The organism is Pseudomonas sp. IzPS59 (assembly GCF_014863505.1).
In the GTDB taxonomy this organism is placed as follows: domain Bacteria; phylum Pseudomonadota; class Gammaproteobacteria; order Pseudomonadales; family Pseudomonadaceae; genus Aquipseudomonas; species Aquipseudomonas kribbensis.
The window spans coordinates 3,075,063-3,096,437 of record NZ_CP062251.1; the positions used below are offsets into that span (position 1 = coordinate 3,075,063).

At 62.0% G+C, this 21,375-nt stretch carries 13 protein-coding genes; 10 read left to right on the forward strand and 3 right to left on the reverse strand.

Annotation, left to right across the window (positions count from 1 at the left end; translation table 11 throughout):
• The first annotated feature begins 11 nt into the window (after positions 1-11).
• The 4 genes from IF189_RS13725 (at position 12) to IF189_RS13740 (ending at position 7,386) form a co-directional block, all read left to right on the forward strand.
• Positions 12-3,098, forward strand: a complete 3,087-nt coding sequence (locus tag IF189_RS13725; RefSeq protein WP_192553491.1) for an autotransporter serine protease — start codon at positions 12-14, stop codon at positions 3,096-3,098.
• 57 nt (positions 3,099-3,155) lie between these two features.
• Positions 3,156-4,844 carry a polyurethanase gene (locus IF189_RS13730; protein WP_134826797.1) on the forward strand — a complete coding sequence of 563 codons (1,689 nt, stop codon included), beginning with the start codon at positions 3,156-3,158 and terminating at the stop codon, positions 4,842-4,844.
• Between the two features lie 150 nt (positions 4,845-4,994).
• Positions 4,995-6,848, forward strand: coding sequence for a polyurethanase (locus tag IF189_RS13735; RefSeq protein ID WP_192553492.1), 1,854 nt, complete (start codon positions 4,995-4,997; stop codon positions 6,846-6,848).
• Between the two features lie 163 nt (positions 6,849-7,011).
• A complete protein-coding gene (locus IF189_RS13740) occupies positions 7,012-7,386 on the forward strand; it encodes a hypothetical protein (protein WP_134826799.1) in 375 nt (124 codons plus the stop codon).
• A 60-nt stretch (positions 7,387-7,446) separates the two neighbouring features.
• On the opposite strand, the gene IF189_RS13745 is transcribed toward IF189_RS13740, so the two are convergent.
• On the reverse strand, positions 7,447-7,671 hold the full coding sequence (locus tag IF189_RS13745; RefSeq protein ID WP_192553493.1) for a YgdI/YgdR family lipoprotein: 225 nt from the start codon (positions 7,669-7,671) through the stop codon (positions 7,447-7,449).
• Positions 7,672-7,869: 198 nt separating this feature from the next.
• On the opposite strand from IF189_RS13745, the gene IF189_RS13750 reads away from it, so the two are divergent.
• From IF189_RS13750 to IF189_RS13760, 3 genes are read left to right on the forward strand one after another with little or no spacing between them, the layout of a single operon-like run.
• Entirely contained in the window at positions 7,870-9,522 is a 1,653-nt protein-coding gene (locus tag IF189_RS13750; protein ID WP_192553494.1) for a VRR-NUC domain-containing protein, read from the forward strand.
• The gene (locus IF189_RS13755; RefSeq protein WP_192553495.1) at positions 9,519-11,837 is read left to right on the forward strand and encodes an ATP-dependent DNA helicase; all 2,319 of its coding nucleotides are present in this window, start codon (positions 9,519-9,521) and stop codon (positions 11,835-11,837) included. The genes IF189_RS13750 and IF189_RS13755 overlap by 4 nt, the downstream gene beginning before the upstream one ends.
• A 10-nt stretch (positions 11,838-11,847) precedes the next feature.
• Positions 11,848-13,767, forward strand: coding sequence for a PAS domain-containing sensor histidine kinase (locus IF189_RS13760; protein ID WP_192553496.1), 1,920 nt, complete (start codon positions 11,848-11,850; stop codon positions 13,765-13,767).
• 2 nt (positions 13,768-13,769) lie between these two features.
• Here the strand turns inward: IF189_RS13760 and IF189_RS13765 are convergent, their stop codons facing one another.
• Together IF189_RS13765 and IF189_RS13770 are read right to left on the reverse strand one after the other, a co-directional pair.
• Positions 13,770-15,113 (reverse strand): cation:proton antiporter, encoded by a 1,344-nt coding sequence (locus IF189_RS13765; protein ID WP_192553497.1) that lies wholly within the window; start codon positions 15,111-15,113, stop codon positions 13,770-13,772.
• Between the two features lie 141 nt (positions 15,114-15,254).
• Positions 15,255-16,409 (reverse strand): MalY/PatB family protein, encoded by a 1,155-nt coding sequence (locus tag IF189_RS13770; protein WP_192553498.1) that lies wholly within the window; start codon positions 16,407-16,409, stop codon positions 15,255-15,257.
• A 312-nt stretch (positions 16,410-16,721) separates the two neighbouring features.
• Here IF189_RS13770 and fdnG point away from each other — a divergent pair, with 312 nt between their 5' ends.
• From fdnG to IF189_RS13785, 3 genes are read left to right on the forward strand one after another with little or no spacing between them, the layout of a single operon-like run.
• Complete coding sequence (gene fdnG / locus IF189_RS13775) at positions 16,722-19,787, forward strand: formate dehydrogenase-N subunit alpha (protein WP_192553499.1); 3,066 nt, start codon at positions 16,722-16,724, stop codon at positions 19,785-19,787.
• Positions 19,788-20,723, forward strand: a complete 936-nt coding sequence (gene fdxH / locus IF189_RS13780) for a formate dehydrogenase subunit beta (RefSeq protein ID WP_134826807.1) — start codon at positions 19,788-19,790, stop codon at positions 20,721-20,723. It abuts the gene before it with no gap.
• The gene (locus IF189_RS13785) at positions 20,720-21,373 is read left to right on the forward strand and encodes a formate dehydrogenase subunit gamma (RefSeq protein ID WP_114882931.1); all 654 of its coding nucleotides are present in this window, start codon (positions 20,720-20,722) and stop codon (positions 21,371-21,373) included. Before fdxH ends, IF189_RS13785 begins: the two co-directional genes overlap by 4 nt.
• Positions 21,374-21,375: the final 2 nt, after the last annotated feature.

A 21,375-nucleotide genomic window follows, 5' to 3' on the forward strand; every position in this document is an offset into this window, starting at 1 on the left:
AAGGTCGCTGGATGAAAAACAACAACACCCCCGCGCAATCGGGTGGATGCTTTCGCCTGAAAACCCTCAACTGCGCCTTGCTCTGCGCCATGGCCACCTGGAGTAGCGCACACGCCGCGCCCTACGTGGAAAACGGCCGGGCAGGGGACCCGGCCAGTTGGCGAAGTGCCGAGTTCAAGGCGGACTGGGGCCTTGGCGCGATCGGTGCGGATTACGCCTACGCCGCCGGTTACACCGGTAAAAACGTGAAACTGGGGATCTTCGACCAGCCGGTCTATGCCGCACACCCGGAGTTTTCCGGCCCGAACAAAGTGATCACATTGGTCACCAGCGGTATCCGCGAATACACCGACCCGTATATCCCGGTCAAAGCCGGGGATGCCTTCCTCTATGACGGTTCACCCTCGGTAGGCTCCAACGGCAAACTCGGCGCTCACGGCACCCACGTCGGCGGTATCGCGGCGGGGAGCCGTGATGGCGGGCCGATGCATGGCGTGGCGTTCGGGGCGCAGATCATCAGTGCCGACAACGGCGACCCGGGCCCGGAAGACGGCATCGTCCGTGGCAACGACGGCGCGGTGTACAAGGCCGGCTGGGATGCCCTGATCGCCAGCGGCGCGCGGATCATCAACAACAGCTGGGGCATCGGCATCACTGACCGTTTCGACCTCGGCGGCCGCGACCCGGCGTATCCGCACTTCACCGTCAACGACGCGCAATTGCAGTTCAACGAAATCCGCACGCTGCTCGGCACCAAGCCCGGCGGCGCCTATGAGGGTGCAATCGCTGCCGCACGCAGCGGGATCGTGACCATTTTTGCCGCCGGCAACGACTACAACCTGAACAACCCGGACGCCATCGCCGGCCTCGGTTACTTCGTGCCGGAAATCGCGCCGAACTGGATGACCGTCTCCGCCCTGCAGAAGAACCCGGATCAGACCAGCGCCAACCCGTACATCATGAGTACCTTTTCCTCGCGTTGCGGTTACACCGCGAGCTTCTGCGTCTCGGCGCCGGGTACGCAGATCTACAGTTCGATCATCGGCGGCACCAACGCCAGCGATCTGACCACCGGCTACGCCAACTACAACGGCACCTCGATGGCCGCGCCACATGCGGCCGGCGCCGTGGCGGTGCTGATGGAGCGTTTCCCGTACATGACCGGTGCCCAGGTCGCCAGCGTGTTGCGCACCACCGCCACCGACCTTGGCGCTCCGGGCATCGACGCCCTGTACGGCTGGGGCATGATCAACCTGCGCAAGGGCATCGACGGCCCGGCGATGTTCGTCACCGAGCAGGACATCCCGGCGGAGTTCCGCATCGAAGGTGCCTACGGTTCCAGCCAGTTCGTGGCGGATCTGCCAGGCATCGGCGCGATCATCGACGCCGGCAAGCCCACCGAGCGCGTGTGCACCGACATCACTTGCGGGCTCGACACCTGGCGTAACGATATTTCCGGCCACGGCGGTCTGACCAAGCAGGGCATCGGCACCCTGGTGATGACCGGCGCCAACACCTACACCGGCCCGACCCTGGTGAACGGTGGCCGACTGGCAATCAACGGCTCGCTGCAATCGGCGGTCACGGTCAACGACGGCGGTATTTTGGGCGGTAACGGGCGCATCGCTGCGCTGACCGCGAAAAGCGGCGGTATCGTGGCGCCGGGCAACTCCATCGGCACCTTGAACGTGGCCGGCGACGTGACCTTCGAACCGGGCTCGACCTATGCCGTGGAAGTCTCGCCCACCAGCAGCGACCGTGTAGTTGCTGGCGGCACCGCCATCATTGACGGCGCAACGGTCGCCCTGACCCTGGAAAACAGCCCGACGCTGTTGACCACGACTGAAGTGAAATCACTGCTGGGCAGCCAGTTCAACATTTTGCAGGCGGCGGGCGGCATTCAGGGGCGCTTTGGTCAGGTCTTGCCAAACTACGCGTTCCTCGGCGGCACCCTCGATTACTCCTCGGGCGGTGTTCAACTGAATGTCGGGCGCAACGGCGCTTCATTCGCCAGCGTCGGCCTGACCCCGAACCAGCGCGCCGTTGGTGCGGCCGCCGAACGTCTGGGGGCGGGCAATGCGTTGTTCGAAACCCTGCTGCTGTCGCCGACCGCGGCCGTTGCGCAGGACGCGTTCCAGCAACTGTCCGGCGAGATTCACCCGGCCATCGGCACATTGCTGATCAACGACAGCCGTTACCTGCGTGATGCGGTGGGCGAGCGTCTGCGCGAACGGGATCTGTTCGATGCCGGTGCGCCGACCGATGACCGCAGCAACGCCTGGTTCAAGGTGCTCGGTGCCTGGGGCAAGACCGATGGCGGCCATGAAAATGCCAATTCCAACAGCTCCATTGGCGGGCTGTTGCTCGGCGTTGATGGCCTGATTACTGAAGATACTCGCTTGGGTTTCGTTACCGGTTATAGCGACAGTTCTTTGAACATGGGCAGCGGCACGCACTCGTCGGCATCGATTGACAGCTATCACCTGGGTACATACCTGGGGCACCAGATCGATGCCCTGCGCCTGACCGCCGGCGCGGCTTACAGCTGGCATCGCATCGACGTCAAACGTGACCTGCAATTCGCCGGAGTCAGCGGCAAGCAGAAAACCAAACGCGATGCGACCACCGCACAACTGTTCACGGAAGCTGCCTACGATCTCGGTCTGCAGCCGATGAACCTGGAGCCGTTCGCCAATCTGGCTTACGTGCACCTGAACAGCGACAGCTTCACCGAAAAGGGTGATGCCGCCGCACTGAAGGGCGGTGAGGACAACCGTGACGCGGTATTGTCGACCCTCGGCGTTCGCGCCAAGCGCACGTTTGCCCTGTCGGACAAACATCAGCTTGAACTGGGCGCGACACTGGGCTGGCAGCACAACCTGAGCAGCGTGGATTCCGACAGTCACTTGGCCTTCGTCAATGGCAACAGTGCGTTCAACGTGCAAAGTGTGTCGATGGATCGAGATGCAGCGGTGGTCGGCGTTCGTGCCGGTCTGGCGCTGAATCGCGATGTCCGGGTCAACCTGGACTACAACGGACTGATCGGTTCGAACGAGAAGGACCACGGTGTGGGCCTGACGCTGGACTGGCAGTTCTAAGGTGTAGCGGCAGTTCTGCAGAGAACTGCCGTTTTTGAAAGGAAGAGAGAGCACGACATGGGATTGTTCGATTACAAAAATGCCGACGGCAAAGCGCTGTACAGCGATGCGATCGCGCTGACGCTGTATTCCTACACGCCGACCGGGCAGACTTTGCCCGGCACCGGGTGGTCGCCACTGGGCGCCTCGGCCCTGGGTTATCAAGGAAAGACCGACGCGAAAGGAACGTTCTTCGGCGAGAAGGACGGCTTCACCAGCGCCGAGGCGGAAGTGCTCGGCAAATACGACGCCACCGGCAAGCTGATCGGTATCGGTGTGGCCTTTCGCGGCACCGGCGGTCTGGGCTACAGCGACACCTTTGGCGACATGAAAAACAACCTGCTGGCCGCCATCGGGCCGGTGGATTACGCCAAGAACTATGCGAAGAATGCTTTCGACAACCTTCTCAAATCCGTCGCCGCGTTTGCTTCGGCCCATGGCATCGCTGCCAAGGACGTGCTGATCAGCGGCCACAGCCTCGGCGGCCTGGGGGTCAACAGCGTGGCGGAGCTGAGCGCGAGCGACTGGGGCGGTTTCTTCAAGGACGCCAACTACATTTCCTTCGCCTCGCCGACCCAGAGCAGCACCGGCACCAACGTGCTGAACATCGGCTACGAGAACGATCCGGTATTCCGTGTGCTCGACGGCACCACGTTCAGCACGGCGTCGATGGGCAAACACGACAAGCCGCACGACTCGACCACCGACAACATCGTCAACTTCAACGACAACTACGCGTCCACCGCGCAGAACCTGGTGCCGTTCAGCATCGTCAATCCGCTGAACTGGTCGGCCCACAGCTCGCTGGGCTATGCCGATGGCCTGAACCGGGTGATCGATTCGAAGTTCTACAACCTCACCAGCCAGGACTCGACCATCATCGTGTCCAACCTGGAAGCCTCGTCCCGGGGCAAGACCTGGGTCGAGGATCTGGGCCGCAGCGGCGAGCCGCACACCGGCAGCACCTTCATCATCGGCACCGACAGCAACGACTGGCTCAAGGGCGGGGCGGGCAACGACTTCCTCGAAGGTCGTGCCGGCGATGACCTGTTCCGCGATGACGGGGGCTTCAACATTCTGTTGGGCGGTCAGGGCCACAACATCTTCGACCTGCAAAAACCGTTGCAGAACTTCAGCTTCGCCAACGACGGCGACGGCACGCTGTACGTGCGCGACGCCTACGGCGGCATCAGCATGACCCGTGACATCGGCGCAATCGTGAGCAAAGAGTCCGGTTCGATGTGGAGCAGCAAGGAAATCACCTGGACCGTCACCGGCAAAGGCCTGGCCAACGGCGCCGAACTGACCCAGTACAACCATTCGCTCAACGGCGGCGCACTCGGCGACACGCTGAAAGCCACCGCTGACGGCGACTGGCTGTTCGGTCTGGGCGGCGACGATCACCTGGTCAGCGACAAGGCCCACGTGACCTTCGTCGGCGGTGCCGGCAATGACGTGATGAATGCGGTGGGTGGCAACAACACCTTCCTGTTCAGCGGCGCCTTCGGCTTCGACTCGATCAATGGCTACCAGGGCAGCGACAAACTGGTGTTCATGGGCGTGCAGGGCGCGGGGCAGGGCTACGACTACAAGCAACACGCTTCGCAGTCCGGCGCCGATACCGTGCTGAAGATTGGCGACTATGCCGTGACCCTGATCGGCGTGGGGGTGGCTAACCTGTCGGACTCGAGTTTCGTGTTCGCCTGATTCCGTGCGGGAACCACCGTGGCTTGCGGCGGTTCCCATTGGAGTTGCATGACAGAAGTGTTGTAAGGAAATGCTCCGGGGCGCCCCGAGAGGGGCGTTCTGGTTGTGAGCTATCTCTGAATAATTCCAACAAAGAGAGAGGCAACAGCAATGGGTGTGTATGACTACAAGAACTTCAGCACAGCGGATTCCAAGGCGTTGTTCAGCGATGCCATGGCCATCACGCTGTACTCCTATCACAACCTCGACAACGGTTTCGCGGTCGGCTATCAGCACAACGGCTTCGGCCTCGGGCTGCCGGCCACGCTGATCAGTGCGCTGATCGGCGGCACCGATTCGCAAGGGGTGATTCCCGGAATCCCGTGGAACCCCGACTCGGAAAAACTTGCCCTTGATGCCGTGAAGAAAGCCGGCTGGACACCGATCACCGCCTCGCAACTGGGCTATGACGGCAAGACCGACGTGCGCGGAACCTTCTTCGGCGAAAAGCCCGGTTACACCAGCGCGCAAGTGGAAATCCTCGGCAAGTACGACGCCCAAGGGCATCTCACGGAAATCGGCATCGCCTTTCGCGGCACCAGCGGCCCACGGGAAATCCTCATCGGCGACTCCATCGCCGACGCCATCAATGACCTGCTCGCAGCGTTCGGCCCCAAGGATTACGCCAAGAACTACGTCGGCGAAGCCTTCGGCAATCTGATGAACAATGTGGTGGCCTTCGCCAAGGCCAACGGCCTCACCGGCAAGGACGTATTGGTCAGCGGCCACAGCCTCGGCGGTCTGGCGGTCAACAGCATGGCGGACCTGAGCGGCAGCAAGTGGGGCGGGTTCTTCCAGGACTCCAACTACATCGCCTACGCCTCGCCGACCCAGAGCAGCACCGACAAGGTGCTCAACGTCGGCTACGAGAACGACCCGGTATTCCGTGCCCTCGACGGCTCGACCTTCACCGGCGCCTCGCTGGGCGTGCACGACGCGTCGAAAGTCTCGGCGACCGACAACATCGTCAGCTTCAACGACCACTACGCCTCGAACGCGTGGAATGTGCTGCCGTATTCGATCGTCAACATCCCGACCTGGATCTCGCACCTGCCGACGGCTTACGGCGACGGCATGAACCGGGTCATCGAGTCGAAGTTCTACGACCTCACCAGCCGTGACTCGACGATTATCGTGGCCAACCTGTCGGACCCGGCGCGGGCCAACACCTGGGTGCAGGACCTCAACCGCAACGCCGAGATCCACAAGGGCAGCACCTTTATCATCGGCAGTGACGGCAACGACCTGATCCAGGGCGGCAGCGGCAACGATTATCTGGAAGGCCGTGCCGGCAACGACACCTTCCGTGACAGCGGCGGCTACAACATCATCCTCGGCGGTTCAGGCAACAACACCCTCGAGTTGCAGCAGTCGGTGAACAAGTTCGACTTCGCCAACGACGGCGCCGGCAACCTATACATCCGCGATGCCAACGGCGGGATCAGCATCACCCGCGACATCGGCAGCATCGTCACCAAGGAGCCGGGCTTCCTCTGGGGCCTGTTCAAGGACGACGTGACCCACAGCGTGACAGCCGATGGCCTGAAGGTCGGCAACAACGTCACCCAGTACGAATCGAGCGTGAAGGGCACCAGCGGCGCCGACACCCTCAAGGCCCATGCCGGTGGCGACTGGCTGTTCGGCCTGGACGGCAACGATCACCTGATCGGCGGCGCGGGTAACGACGTGTTCGTCGGCGGCGCGGGCAATGACCTGATGGAGTCCGGTGGCGGGGCGGATACCTTCCTGTTCAGCGGCGCATTCGGCCAGGATCGGGTGGTGGGCTTCAACGGCAACGACAAACTGGTGTTCCTCGGCGTGCAGGGCGTGTTGCCGGGCGATGACTTCCGCGCCCATGCCACGTCGGTGGGGCAGGATACGGTGCTGAAGTTTGGTGCTGATTCGGTGACGCTGGTCGGGGTTTCGCTGAGCAGTCTCAGCGCCGATGGCATCGTGATCGCCTGAGGGTGACTGTGGAGAGGGAATTCTTTCCCTCTCCCTGTCAAAAGTGACTCATTGGCCACTACCTGACTCAAACCCCTGCACCAACAGGAAATGCGGACTAAAGCCATCGCATGCGCACTCGTCATGTATGGGCAAGCCGCCATTGAGTACAGGAGATTCAAACGTGAAAGGTTTCAAGGGGTATATCGGTATTGTCGGGTTGGCGCTGCTGTCGGCCAACGTCTGGGCCGATTTGCCTCACAGCTCGATTCTGAGCCGTTACGGTGTCAGCTCCGATGAATTGCCGAAACCGGCACCCACCGAGAACAGCGAACCGGTCGAAGAGAAAAGCCGCTTTCATATCCAGCCCGAACAACCGTTCGTGACCGTTCGCATCGGCGAGAACAATGAGCCCGAAATGACCGGCAACCTGAGCATCGACCGCATGGCGCAACAGGAGCGCCAACGTTGCCAGCGCCTGCAGGAAGAAATGGTCCGGCGCGGTGAACGCCCGTTGAACTGCGACGGCTCCCTTCCGGGCATGGCGTTACCCCGCTGAAGAATTAAAAAAAAGGCTGCGTTCCTACAGGATTGCAGCCTTTTTTTGTGGGAATAATCGTCAGTCTTCCTTGCGCACCGTGGCCACTTCATCGGCCTTGACCCGGATCTTCGCGCCGGAAATATCCCGGAACTCATAGAAGCCGTCTTCGGACTTGGTTTTCGGCATGTCCTGGGTCAGATACTGCGTGCCGTTCTGCAAGGTGACCACGGTCGGGGTGGAGCAACCGGCCAGCGCCATCAGCGCTACGACGGTCATCGGCATAAACAACGTCTTGAAATTCATACCCGGTAATTCCTCATTCATTTCGACCGGTGTCGGTCCTCTAACGCGGTTGGTGCCAAATCCCCGGTAAAAGTTCGATGGACTGGCGAAAAAACCTCAATCGCGGATGCCACTGATCCTTTTCCGTTTGCGCCCGTCGGGGCAGAACTGTTATCTGTACGCATAACCAGTATTCGCTTGCCATGGCCCGTTATCACCGTGACTTCCAGCCCCCTCGACGATCCGTTCTATTACCTCAACAACTTCCGGCAAGTGCTTGACTGGCTTGAGCTTCGTTATGCCGACGTGATGAGCGAAACGGAGCATGCCTTCATCCGCAACTTCAAGTCACTGCCGCGCGGCTCCCAGGGCTTGCTGGTGCGGATGGTGATGCGCAAGGGCGTGCACTTTCGGGCGGGCAAACTCAGTTATCCGGAGATTGGCAACATCGCGTTGGCTGCGCAGCCGTTGCTCGATCATGGCTGGCTGGACGAGCAAGCGCTGCTGGCGATGCCGGAGCTGTTCGATCTGCTGCTGAAGGCTGAAGTCATGCAAGCCTTCGGCCCGGCCATCGATGATCCAAAGGGTCGCAAGGTTGACTGGTTGCCGATCCTGCAAGAGCAGTTTCCCGAGTCACGCTGCTGGCATGACTGGTGCCCGGCGATTGCAGACCGATTGTTCAGCCTGACGTTGATGGAACTGTGCGACCGGTTTCGCCTGATGTTCTTCGGCAATCTGTATCAGGACTGGTCGGAGTTCGTCCTCGCCGATCTCGGGATCTACACCTACGAAAAAGTCGAGCTCGGCGCCGATTCCCGAGGCTTGCGCAGCCGTGCCGACGTCGATGCCTGCCTGTTCCTGCACGATTGCCAGCAGCGTTTCGAAGCGGGCGAGGCGATCGAGCCGATTGCCGAAGAGCTGAGCGTTTTGCAGTTCGACAACCCGTGGTTGCAGCGCCGGCTCGGCAAACTACTGTTCCAGATCGGCCAGCATTGCGAACGCATCGCCGAATTTGCCCTGGCCCTGAGCCTTTATCGCGGCTGTGCCTATCCCGGGGCGCGGTTGCGGATGATCCGGGTGCTGGAACGCTGCGGCGAATATGCCCTGGCGCTGGAGTTGGGCACGCTGGCCGAACAGGCGCCGGAAAGCGCTGCTGAACACCAGGGCCTGCAACGGGCGCTGCCACGGCTGCGGCGTAAACTTGGCGGGCCGGCGCTCAAACGCGTGGCGCCAAGACCGGTGGAACGCCTGGATCTGCACCTGCCTCGGCTCGATCCGGCGCTGTCGGTGGAATATCACGTGCAGGCGCATCTGCATGAGGACACAGGCCCGGTGCATTACGTCGAGAACAGCCTGATCAACTCGCTGTTCGGCCTGCTGTGCTGGCCGGCGATTTTCGCGCCGCTGCCGGGGGCGTTTTTCAACCCGTTCCAGCGCGGGCCGGCGGATTTGCTCCACGAGGATTTTCAGGGGCGCCGGGCCGAGCTGTTCGAGGCCTGCCTGACGGAACTCGATGACGGCCGTTATGCCGACACCATCCGCAACCGGTTTGCCGCCAAGTGGGGCATTCAATCGCCGTTCGTGTTCTGGGGCGCGCTCAATGAAGAACTGCTGGAACAAGCGCTGACCTGCCTGCCAGCCGAGCACCTCAAACACTGGTTCAATCGCCTGTTGCTGGACATCAAGGCCAACCGCGCCGGCATGCCCGACCTGATCCAGTTCTGGCCGCAGCACAAGACCTACCGGATGATCGAAGTCAAAGGCCCCGGCGACCGCTTGCAGGACAATCAACTGCGCTGGCTGGAGTTCTGCCACACGCACCAGATGCCGGTGGCGGTGTGTTACGTGCAATGGGCGGAGCAGGGCGCTTGAGCTACAGCATTGCGGTGCGGGCGTTGTGCGAGTTCACCGCCAAGAGCGGCGACCTCGACTTGCGTTTCACCCCGTCGCCCACGGCGCTGGAGGGCATCGCCGGTCACCGCACCGTCGCCTCGCGGCGTAATGACGCCTATCAAAGCGAAGTGGCGCTGGAGGGCGAGTTCCGCACCTTGAAGGTCAAGGGCAGGGCGGACGGCTACGACCCGACGCAGAACTGCCTGGAGGAAGTCAAAACCTACCGTGGCGACCTGAGCAAACAGCCGGCCAACCACCGCGCGCTGCATTGGGCGCAGGCGAAAATCTACGGCTGGCTGATGTGCTGCCGGTTGCAGCTGGAACAGATCAATCTGGCGCTGGTGTACTTCGACATCGTCAGCGAAAAGGAAACCTGCCTGGTCGAAGCCTTCAGCGCTGAAGCATTGCGCGAGTTCTTCGAACAACAGTGCGGCTTGTTCCTGGCATGGGCCGAGCAGGAAATGGCCCACCGTGAAGCGCGCAATCAGGCGGCGCAGCAACTGGGCTTTCCCCACGACAGTTTCCGCCCCGGCCAGCGTCATCTCGCCGAGTCGGTGTTCAAGGCCGTCAGTACCGGCCGCTGCCTGATGGCCCAGGCGCCCACCGGCATTGGCAAGACCCTCGGCACGCTGTTCCCGATGCTCAAGGCGTTGGCGCCGCAGCAGCTGGACAAGGTGTATTTTCTCACCGCCAAGACACCGGGGCGCAAACTGGCGCTGGATTCGGCGCAAGTGCTGTTCGATCACCATGCAACCCTGCCGTTGCGGGTGCTGGAGATGGTCGCGCGGGACAAGGCTTGCGAGCATCCCGACAAGGCCTGTCACGGCGAATCCTGCCCGTTGGCTCAAGGCTTTTATGACCGGTTGCCGTCGGCCCGTGAAGCCGCCAGTCGATTGAAGTTGCAGGATCAGGCGGCAATCCGTGAAGTCGCCGCGCAACATTCGGTGTGTCCGTATTACCTGAGCCAGGAAATGGCACGCTGGGCCGATGTGGTGGTGGCGGACTACAACTATTACTTCGACTTCACCGCGCTGCTGTTCGGCCTGGCCCAGCTCAATCAATGGAAGGTCGCGGTGCTGGTGGACGAGGCGCATAACCTGGTCGAGCGCGGGCGGCAGATGTACAGCGCCACCCTCGATCAGGGAATCTTCAACAGCGTGCGCAAAACCGCACCCGAGGCGTTGAAGAAGCCCCTGCAACGGGTCAATCGTGAATGGAATGCCCTCAATAACGCACAACTGGCGCCGTATCAGGCCTACGACAAGGCACCGGAAAAACTGCTGCAGGCGATCACGTCGTGCAGCGCGAGCATTGGCGATTACCTCAATGATCACCCGCAAGGGCTCGACAGCGGCTTGCAGAATGCCTGGTTCGAGATGCTGCAATTCGGCCGGGTCGCGGAGTTGTTCGACGCGAACTACCTGTTCGACATCAGCAAGCGCGACCTCGACCGCAAACGTCCGCTGTCGCAACTGTGCCTGCGCAACGTAGTGCCCGCCGCGCTGCTTGGCCCACGCCTGAAAGCGGCCCGCAGTTGCGTGCTGTTTTCCGCGACCCTCAGCCCGCGTCACTATTACGCCGACCTGCTCGGCACTCCGGCCGACACGGTGTGGATCGACGTTGAGTCGCCGTTCAGCGCCGAACAGTTGCAGGTGCGGATCGTCAGCCAGATTTCCACCCGGTTCACCCATCGTCAGGCGTCACTGGAGCCGATTGTCGAATTGATCGCCCGCCAGTTCGGCGAGCGCCCGGGCAACTATCTCGCGTTCTTCAGCAGCTTCGATTACCTGCAACAGGTTGCGCAGTTGCTCGCCGAACGGCATCCACACATTCCGATCTGGCAGCAATCACGGGGCATGGCCGAAGGGCAGCGGCAGGCGTTTCTCGATCAGTTCACGGCCCACAGCCAGGGCGTCGGGTTCGCTGTCCTCGGCGGTGCATTCGGCGAAGGCATCGATTTGCCCGGCGCCCGGTTGATCGGTGCCTTTGTCGCCACGCTGGGTCTGGCACAGCTCAACCCGGTCAATGAACAGATGAAACGGCGCATGGCAGCGATCTTCGGCGCCGGTTACGACTACACCTACCTGTTTCCCGGCATGCAGAAAGTGGTACAGGCCGCCGGGCGGGTGATCCGCACTCAGCAGGATCGCGGCGTGGTCATGCTGATCGACGACCGCTTCGCCGAGAGCCGCATCCAGCAGCTGTTGCCGCGCTGGTGGCAGCTCGATCATGCAGATGCGGCTTTTCAATCCGCCGGTTTGACGCATACTCCTGTTATTGAAAATCTGCTTTGAGCCAAGCCTGATGAGCGAGAACAAGAAGTCCGCTGCGATCGAAGAAATGCGCTTTCGCCTGTTGATCGATGCCGTGGTCGATTATGCGATCTACATGATCGACCCCGGCGGCATCATCACCAGCTGGAACTCCGGGGCCAAACGCTTCAAGGGTTATGAGGAAGCCGAGATTCTCGGCGAACACTTTTCGCGGTTCTACACCGATGAGGACCGCGCCGTCGGCATGCCACAACGGGCACTGGACACGGCGATCCGCGAAGGACGGTTTGAAGGCGAAGGCTGGCGGGTGCGCAAGGATGGCACGCACTTCTGGTGCCACGTGGTGATCGATCCGATCTACAGCCCGGACGGGCAACTGCTCGGGTTCGCCAAGATCACCCGCGACCTCACCGACCGCAAGATGGCCGAAGAAACCCTCAAGCAAAGCGAACAGCAATTCCGCCTGCTGGTGCAGGGCGTCACCGACTACGCAATCTACATGCTCAGCCCGGAAGGCCGCGTGACCAACTGGAACCCCGGCGCGCAACGGATCAAGGGCTATGCGCCCAACGAAGTCATCGGCAAGCATTTCTCGATGTTCTACACCCCGGAAGACCGTGAGACCGGGGAACCTCAACGGGCGCTGGAAACCGCCGTGCGTGAGGGCCGTTTCGAGAACAAGAGCTGGCGTCTGCGCAAGGACGGCACGCGGTTTCTGGCCCATGTGGTGGTCGACGCGATTCGCGGCGAAACCGGCACGTTGCTCGGTTTTGCCAAGATCACCCGTGACGTGACCGAAGCCTACCAGGCGCAACTGGCACTGGAGCAGACCCGAGAGGCACTGTTCCAGGCGCAGAAGATGCAGGCCATCGGTCAGCTCAGTGGCGGTATCGCCCATGACTTCAACAATCTGCTGACAGTGATCCTCGGCAATCTGGAAATCGTGCGTAAACGCGTCGGCGACGACCCGAAAGTCAGCCGTCTGCTGGAAAACGCCACCCAGGGCGCGCTGCGTGGCGTGTCACTGACCCAGCGCATGCTGGCCTTCGCCCGGCGCCAGGAGCTCAAGACCGAACCGGTGGACATCCCGAAACTGGTGCAAGGCATCACCGGTCTGTTGCGCAGTTCACTGGGGCCGGGGATTCGCATCGAAACGCAGTTTCCCGACGATCTTGAAGCGGTGCTCGCCGACACCAACCAGCTCGAACTGGCGGTCCTCAACCTGGCCACCAACGCCCGCGATGCAATGCCCGAGGGCGGCAGCGTGGTCATCGGCGCCGAGCCGCGAGTGGTTTTGCAGCAGAGCCAGTCAACACTCGCTGCGGGACGCTATGTCTGCCTGAGCGTGACCGATACCGGTGAAGGCATGGACGACGCGACGCTGGCCTCGGCGACCGATCCTTTCTTCACCACCAAAGGCCTCGGCAAGGGCACCGGGCTGGGGTTGTCGATGGTGCATGGTTTCATCGAACAGTTGGGCGGCCGTTTCATTCTCAAAAGCGTGAAGGGGCAGGGAACTTGCGCCGAGCTCTGGCTGCCGGTCGCCGTCGACGGCATGGCGGCCAAGCCTATGAGCCCGAGGCCGTCCATGGCGTCGGTGCCGCGACTCAGCGTGCTGGTGGTGGACGACGACAGTCTGGTGCGCACCAGCACCAGTCTGTTGCTGGAGGATCTGGGGCATCGGGTCATCGGCGCGGCCTCCGGTGCGCAGGCACTGGAGTTGTTTGATCAAGGGGAAGTGATCGACTTGATGATCACCGACATGGCCATGCCGAAAATGAACGGCGCGCAGCTGGCCCATGCCGTGCGCGTGCTCAAGCCGGATCTGCCAATCATCCTGGCCACCGGTTATGCCGAGCGCCTCGAAGGTTTTGCGGCACAACTGCCACGGCTGTCGAAACCGTTCAATCAGATGCAACTGGTGGAGATCATCGCCCAGTCGATGAAGTGAGGTCAGGCATCAGCTTGTTTACGCTGTTCGTAACGGGCAAGGAGCGGCTGGGTGCTGATCCCGTGCAGCAAAATGCTCAGGGCCACGACTGAAAGGGTGAGATCGGTACACTGCGCGGCCATTGTCTCGCCCAGGCCGTGGTTCAAGGCGTAGAACAGATAGAACAGGCTGCCGATGCCACGAATGCCGAACCAGCCGATCAACATCCGCTGACGCCACACCAGCAGTGATCCCCATGGCATCAACGCCACACAGGCCGGGCGGATGACACAGAACAGCACAGCGCCGACCCAAAGCGCCCGCCAGTCCCAATGGGTGACCAACACCACGCCGAGCAGGGTCACCAAAAACACTTCCATGGCCCGTTCCACCAGACCACCGAAAGCGAGCATGTCGCCCATCATGATCCCGGCGGCCACCTGACTGCCTTCCAGGCCTTCTGTGTCGCCATGCACGGCGTGTTGCGGTTCGACGTTCTGGTGGCCGACCACCGGTTGCACCAGATGCTCGGCCGGCGGCTGATGGGCGCCGGTGGACTTCACTTCCTCCTGCCGCAGGCCCAGTCCGGCGGCGAACACCGACAGAAAACCGTAGCCGCCCACGGACTCGGCCACCACAAAAGCGAGGGCGATCAAGGCCAGTGCCAGATAGTCGTTCGGGCTGACGGTGCTGTCTTCATTGCGCGTCTGTAACGCCAGCGTGGCCCGACCAAGGCCGCGACCCATCCAGTAACCCGTCAGCAAACCGACAGGGACCGCCCAGAACAGATCGCGCAATACCCAGTGGCTCCATTGCGCGGCCAGGCCATCGCCTTGCAGCAGCAACAGCCCGAGAATCACAAAGGGGAAGGCCACGCCGTCGTTCAAGCCGGCTTCGCCGGACAGTCCAAAGCGTACGCTGTCGACATCCCGCGCATCGTTGACCTGCACCAGCGCCGCCAGCACCGGGTCGGTTGGCGCCAGAATCGCAGCGATCAGCAACGACGGCCCCCACGACAGTTTCAGAACGTAATGCAGCAGCAGGCTGACGCCGATGATCGTCAGCACCATCACCGGGCCTGCCAGACCGAAGGCTATCCGCCAATGCTTGTCGCGCAACGGCAGCCGCAACTTCAAACCGCAGACGAACAGCGAAAACAGCACCGCGACTTCAGTCAGGTGCTCCATCCACGAGGCGGCATGCTCCAGCGGCAGTTTCAGCAGATCGAGCCCGCTCGGGCCGATACCGATGCCGAGCAACAGGCACACGGCCGATGTCGTGACCGGCATCCAGCGCAGGTACGACGAGGTCAACGCCAGCATCAGCAGGACGGCGCCCAGCACCGTTACCCAGATAATGAATGTCATGGTTCGCGGCCCGCCCTGACCATCGCGACCCGACAGGGCCATGAAGTATGGAGAGGTGCTCGCGGCGACGGTTCAGTTTTTCTCGGGGAAGAGGCGGCGGGCGCTGACTTGCACGGCGCCCGCCGTGATTGACGCGATGACTCAGGCCTGGCGCTGGACCAGCGCACGCTCCATCCGCGCAATGCCTTCTTCCAGCAGCGAACGCGGGCAACCGAAGTTCAGGCGCACGAATTGCTGGCTAAGGTCACCGAAATCGATGCCCGGGCTGAGGCCGACGCGGGCCTGTTCGAGGAAGAACTGCTGCGGATTGTCCAGGCCCAGGGCCGAGCAATCGAGCCACGCCAGATAAGTGCCCTGCGGCACGTTGATCGTCACGCCGGGCAGACGACTGCGAACCGCGTCCACCAGCCAGTCACGGTTAGCTTGCAGGTACTGTTTCAGTTCCTTAAGCCACGGCCCGGCCTCGCTGTAAGCCACGCGGGTGGCTTCCATGCCCAGCGGATTGACGCTGTCGACCATGCCGCAACGAGCGTGGTTGACGCGCTCGCGCAGGGCGCTGTCCTGAATGATCATGAACGAGGTCTTGAGGCCGGCAATGTTGTAGGCCTTGCTCGCCGACATCAGGGTGATGGTGCGTTGGGCGATTTCCGGGCTCACGGACGCGGTCGGAATGTGCACGCGACCGTCGTAGCACAGCTCGGCGTGGATTTCGTCGGAGATGATCCAGGCGTCCTGCGCCATGCAGATGTCGGCCACCGCTTGCAGTTCTTCACGGTCGAAGACCTTGCCGATCGGGTTGTGCGGGTTGCTCAGCAGCAGGGCGCCGCCACCGGTCAGGGATTCACGCAAGGCATCCAGCGGCGTGGCGTAGGTGCCGTCGGCCTGAGCGTTGAATTCCAGCTCGACCTTGTTCAGGCCCCAATGGCCCGGTGCATGGCGCAGCGGCGGGTAGTTCGGGGTTTGTAACACGACATTCTGCTGTGGCTGCACCAGCGCCTTGAGCGCCATGTTGAAACCCGACTCGACGCCCGGCAGGAAGATCAGCTCCTGCGGCTTGACCCGCCAGGCGAATTTGTTCCAGAGGTCGGCAACGATGGCCTCGCGCAGGTTGTCCTGGGCGACGCTGTAGCCGACCAACGGGTGCAGCAGACGCTGTTGCAGCGCCTCGATGACCACCGGTGGTGCCGCGAAATCCATGTCAGCGACCCACATCGGCAACACATCGGCCGCATAGCGGCTCCATTTGGTGCTGCCGGTGTCGTGGCGGTCGAATACCTGATCAAAATCGAAAGTCATGCGCGGTCTCTGAGGGCGGAGATGGGTCGTGCCGGCGATGATAAACCGCAAGTACTGCGGGAGCCACATTACCTGTGGGAGCTGGCTTGCCAGCGATAGCGGCGGGTCAGCACTATCAATGTCGGATGTGCCGACGTCATCGCTGGCAAGCCAGCTCCCACAGGGATTCATATATTTGCCCGACGGTCGGTTTTCACACAGACCACGGCGACGTTGTCTACAGTGAAAAAGTCGGCACTCGCTTGCCGCCACCGTGATTGTCCAGAAAAAACCCGGCTCAAGTACCGGGTTCCACCTGATCAGGAGTGCACGATGGATCTCAGCCGTCGTCAGTTCTTCAAGGTCGCCGGTATCGGCCTTGCAGGCTCTAGCCTGGGCGCGTTGGGCATGGCCCCGACGCTGGCCTTCGCCGAGCAGGTGCGCCACTTCAAGCTTGCCCACACCCATGAAACCCGCAACACCTGCCCGTACTGCTCGGTCGGTTGCGGGTTGATCATGTACAGCCAGGGCGATGCCGCGAAGAACGTTGCGCAAAACATCATCCATATCGAGGGCGACGCCGACCATCCGGTCAACCGCGGCACCCTGTGCCCGAAAGGCGCCGGCCTTCTGGACTTCATTCACAGTCCGGGCCGCTTGCAGTACCCGCAGGTGCGCAAGCCCGGCAGCAGCGAATGGACCCGGATCACCTGGGACGAAGCCCTCGACCGCGTCGCCGACCTGATGAAGGCCGACCGCGACGCCAATTTCGTCGAGAAGAACGCTCAGGGGCAGACGGTAAACCGCTGGCTGACCACCGGGTTCCTCGCAGCGTCGGCGGCGTCCAACGAAGCGGGTTACATCACCCATAAGGTGGTGCGCAGTCTCGGCATGCTGGGGTTCGATAACCAGGCGCGTGTCTGACACGGCCCGACGGTGGCAAGTCTTGCCCCGACGTACGGCCGTGGAGCCATGACCAACACCTGGACCGATATCGCCAACGCGAATCTGATCCTGGTGATGGGCGGCAACTCCGCTGAAGCGCACCCGTGCGGCTTCAAATGGGTGACCGAAGCCAAGGCGCACAACGCCGCGCGGCTGATTGTGGTCGACCCGAGATTTACCCGGACCGCCTCCGTGGCCGATTACTACGCGCCGATTCGTACCGGCAGCGACATCGCGTTCATGGGCGGGCTGATCAATTACCTGCTGACCGAGGACAAGATCCAGCACGAGTACGTGCGCAACTACACCGACGTATCGTTCATCGTCAAAGCCGGGTTCGGCTTCGAGGACGGGCTGTTCACCGGTTACGACGCGGCCAAACGCAGCTACACCGACAAATCCAGCTGGGGTTACGAACTGGGCGAGGACGGCTTTGCCAAGGTCGACCCGACCCTGCAGGATCCGCGTTGCGTCTATCAACTGATGAAGCAGCATTACAGCCGCTACAACATCGACCTGGCGAGCCAGATCTGCGGCATGCCGGTCGATGCGATGAAAAAGATCTGGGAGGAAATCGCCACTTGCTCGACGCCGGGCAAGACCATGACCATCCTTTACGCATTGGGCTGGACCCAGCACTCGATCGGCTCGCAAATCATCCGCAGCGCAGCGATGGTGCAATTGTTGCTGGGCAACGTCGGCATGCCCGGCGGCGGGGTCAACGCCTTGCGCGGGCACTCGAACATTCAGGGCCTGACCGACCTCGGGTTGTTGTCGAACTCGTTGCCGGGCTACCTGACCCTGCCGATGGATGCCGAGCAGGACTACAACGGCTACATCAAGAAACGCACGCAATTGCCGTTGCGGCCGGGGCAACTGTCCTACTGGCAGAACTACAGCAAGTTCCACGTCAGCCTGATGAAAGCCTGGTACGGCGCCAACGCGACTGCCGAAAACCAGTGGGCCTACGACTACCTGCCGAAACTCGACATCCCCAACTACGACATCCTCAAGGTGTTCGACCTGATGGGGCAGGGCAAGGTCAACGGCTACATGTGCCAGGGCTTCAACCCGATTGCTGCGCTGCCGGACAAGAACCGGGTGATGGCTGCTCTCGCCAAACTGAAATGGCTGGTGGTGATGGATCCGCTGGCCACCGAAACCTCGCAGTTCTGGGAAAACGTCGGGCCGTACAACGATGTGAAAAGCGCCGACATCCAGACCGAAGTCATTCGCCTGCCGACCACCTGCTTTGCCGAAGAGGACGGCTCGCTGGTCAACAGCAGTCGCTGGCTGCAATGGCACTGGAAAGGCGCTGACGGTCCGGGCGAGTCACGCACCGACGTGCGGATCATGACCGAGCTGTTCATGCGCCTGCGGCAGCGTTATCAGACCGAGGGTGGGGCCTATCCCGATCCGATCCTCAAACTCTCCTGGCCGTACAAGATCCCAGAAGAACCGTCGCCGGAAGAAATCGCCAAGGAGGTCAACGGCTACGCCACCATCGATTTCACCGACGCCACGGGCGCGGCGATCAAGGGCAATTCGCAACTGGCCGCTTTCGCCCAGCTCAAGGACGACGGCAGCACCGCGTCCGGTTGCTGGATCTTCTGTGGCAGCTGGACCGAGGCCGGCAACCAGATGGCCCGGCGCGACAACGCCGACCCTTACGGCATGCATCAGCATCAGGGCTGGGCGTGGGCCTGGCCGGCCAACCGGCGGATTCTCTACAACCGCGCCTCGGCGGACATGCAGGGCAAACCCTGGGACCCGAAAAAACGCCTGGTGTGGTGGAACGGCAAGGCCTGGGGTGGCACCGACGTGCCGGACTACAAGGCCGACGTGCCGCCGGAAGCCGGAATGAACCCGTTCATCATGAACCCCGAAGGCGTGGCGCGGTTCTTCGCCGTCGACAAGATGAACGAAGGGCCATTTCCCGAGCACTACGAGCCGTTCGAAACGCCGATCGGCATCAACCCGCTGCACCCCGAAAACAAGAAAGCCACCAGCAACCCGGCGGCGCGGATCTTCGATTCGGTGTGGGACAGCCTCGGCGTGGCCAAGGATTACCCGTACGCCGCCACCAGCTATCGACTGACCGAGCATTTCCACTTCTGGAGCAAGCATTGCCGGTTGAACGCGATTGCCCAACCGGAGCAGTTCGTGGAAATCGGCGAAGTGCTGGCGAAAGAGAAGGGCATCGCAGCCGGTGACCGGGTGCGGGTCAGCTGTAAACGCGGGTTCATCGAAGCGGTGGCGGTGGTGACCAAAAGGATCCGGCCGTTGCAGGTCAACGGTCAGGTCGTGCATCAAATCGGCATCCCGCTGCACTGGGGGTTCACCGGCCTGACGCGTCACGGTTACCTGACCAACACCCTGGTGCCGTTCCTCGGCGATGGCAATACACAGACCCCGGAATCCAAGTCATTCCTGGTCAACGTGGAGAAAATATAGATGGCCAGCCAAGACATCATCGCCCGCTCGGCCACCACGACCCCGGCACCCTCGGTACGCAATCAGGAGGAAGTCGCCAAGCTGATCGACACCACCAAATGCATCGGCTGCAAGGCCTGTCAGGTCGCGTGCTCGGAATGGAACGAGCTGCGCGACGAGGTCGGCCACAACCACGGCACCTACGACAACCCGCAGGATCTGAGCGCGGAGTCGTGGACGCTGATGCGCTTCACCGAGCACGAAACCGACGCCGGCAACCTCGAATGGCTGATCCGCAAGGACGGTTGCATGCACTGCGCCGAGCCCGGTTGTCTGGCCGCGTGCCCGAGCCCGGGGGCGATCATCAAACACGCCAACGGCATCGTCGATTTCGATCAGGACCACTGCATCGGTTGCGGTTATTGCATCACCGGTTGCCCGTTCAACATTCCGCGCATTTCGCAGAAGGACCACAAGGCCTACAAATGCACCTTGTGTTCGGACCGCGTAGCGGTGGGACTGGAGCCGGCCTGCGTGAAAACCTGCCCGACCGGGGCGATTGTCTTCGGCAGCAAGGAAGACATGAAAACCCACGCCGCCGAACGCATCGTTGACCTGAAGAGCCGAGGCTTCGATAACGCCGGTCTGTACGATCCCGAAGGCGTCGGCGGCACCCACGTCATGTACGTGCTGCACCACGCCGACACGCCGAAGATCTACGCCGGCCTGCCGGAAAATCCGGCGATCAGTCCGCTGGTGGGCCTGTGGAAAGGCATCAGCAAACCCCTGGGCCTGCTGGCCATGGGCGCGGCGGTGCTGGCCGGGTTCTTCCATTACGTGCGGATCGGCCCGAACCGCACCGAAGAGGATGACCATCCGGAACCGCCCGACACCTCGGTCCACGTGGTCGACCCGGCGGTGCACACCTTCGATCCACGCAGGGAGGACCGGCCATGAGCAACAAGACGATCCTGCGCTACACCGCCAACCAGCGCACCAACCACTGGCTGGTGGCGATCCTGTTCTTCATGGCCGGGCTTTCGGGACTGGCGCTGTTTCATCCGTCGATGTTCTGGCTGACCAACCTGTTCGGCGGCGGGCCGTGGACACGAATTCTGCATCCGTTCATGGGCGTGCTGATGTTTGTGTTCTTCCTCGGCCTGGTGTTCCGTTTCTGGCGTTCCAACTTCTTTATCGACAACGACTGGAAGTGGCTGCGGCGTATTGACCGGGTGCTGGTCAACGACGAAGAGACCGTACCGCCGGTGGGCAAGTACAACGCCGGGCAGAAGATGCTGTTCTGGACTTTACTGCTGTGCATGCTCGGGCTGTTGTTCACGGGGCTGGTGATCTGGCGCGCGTACTTCAGTCATTACTTCGGCATCACCACGATTCGCTGGGCGATGTTGCTGCATGCACTGGCCGGGTTTGTGCTGATCCTCAGCATCATCGTGCACATCTATGCCGGCATCTGGATCAAGGGCTCGGTGGACGCGATGCTGCACGGTTGGGTCAGCCGCGCCTGGGCGAAAAAACATCACGCACTCTGGTATCGCGAAGTGGAATCCCAGGATCCGCCGGAGCGACCGGTCACCAAAAAGGGCTGACA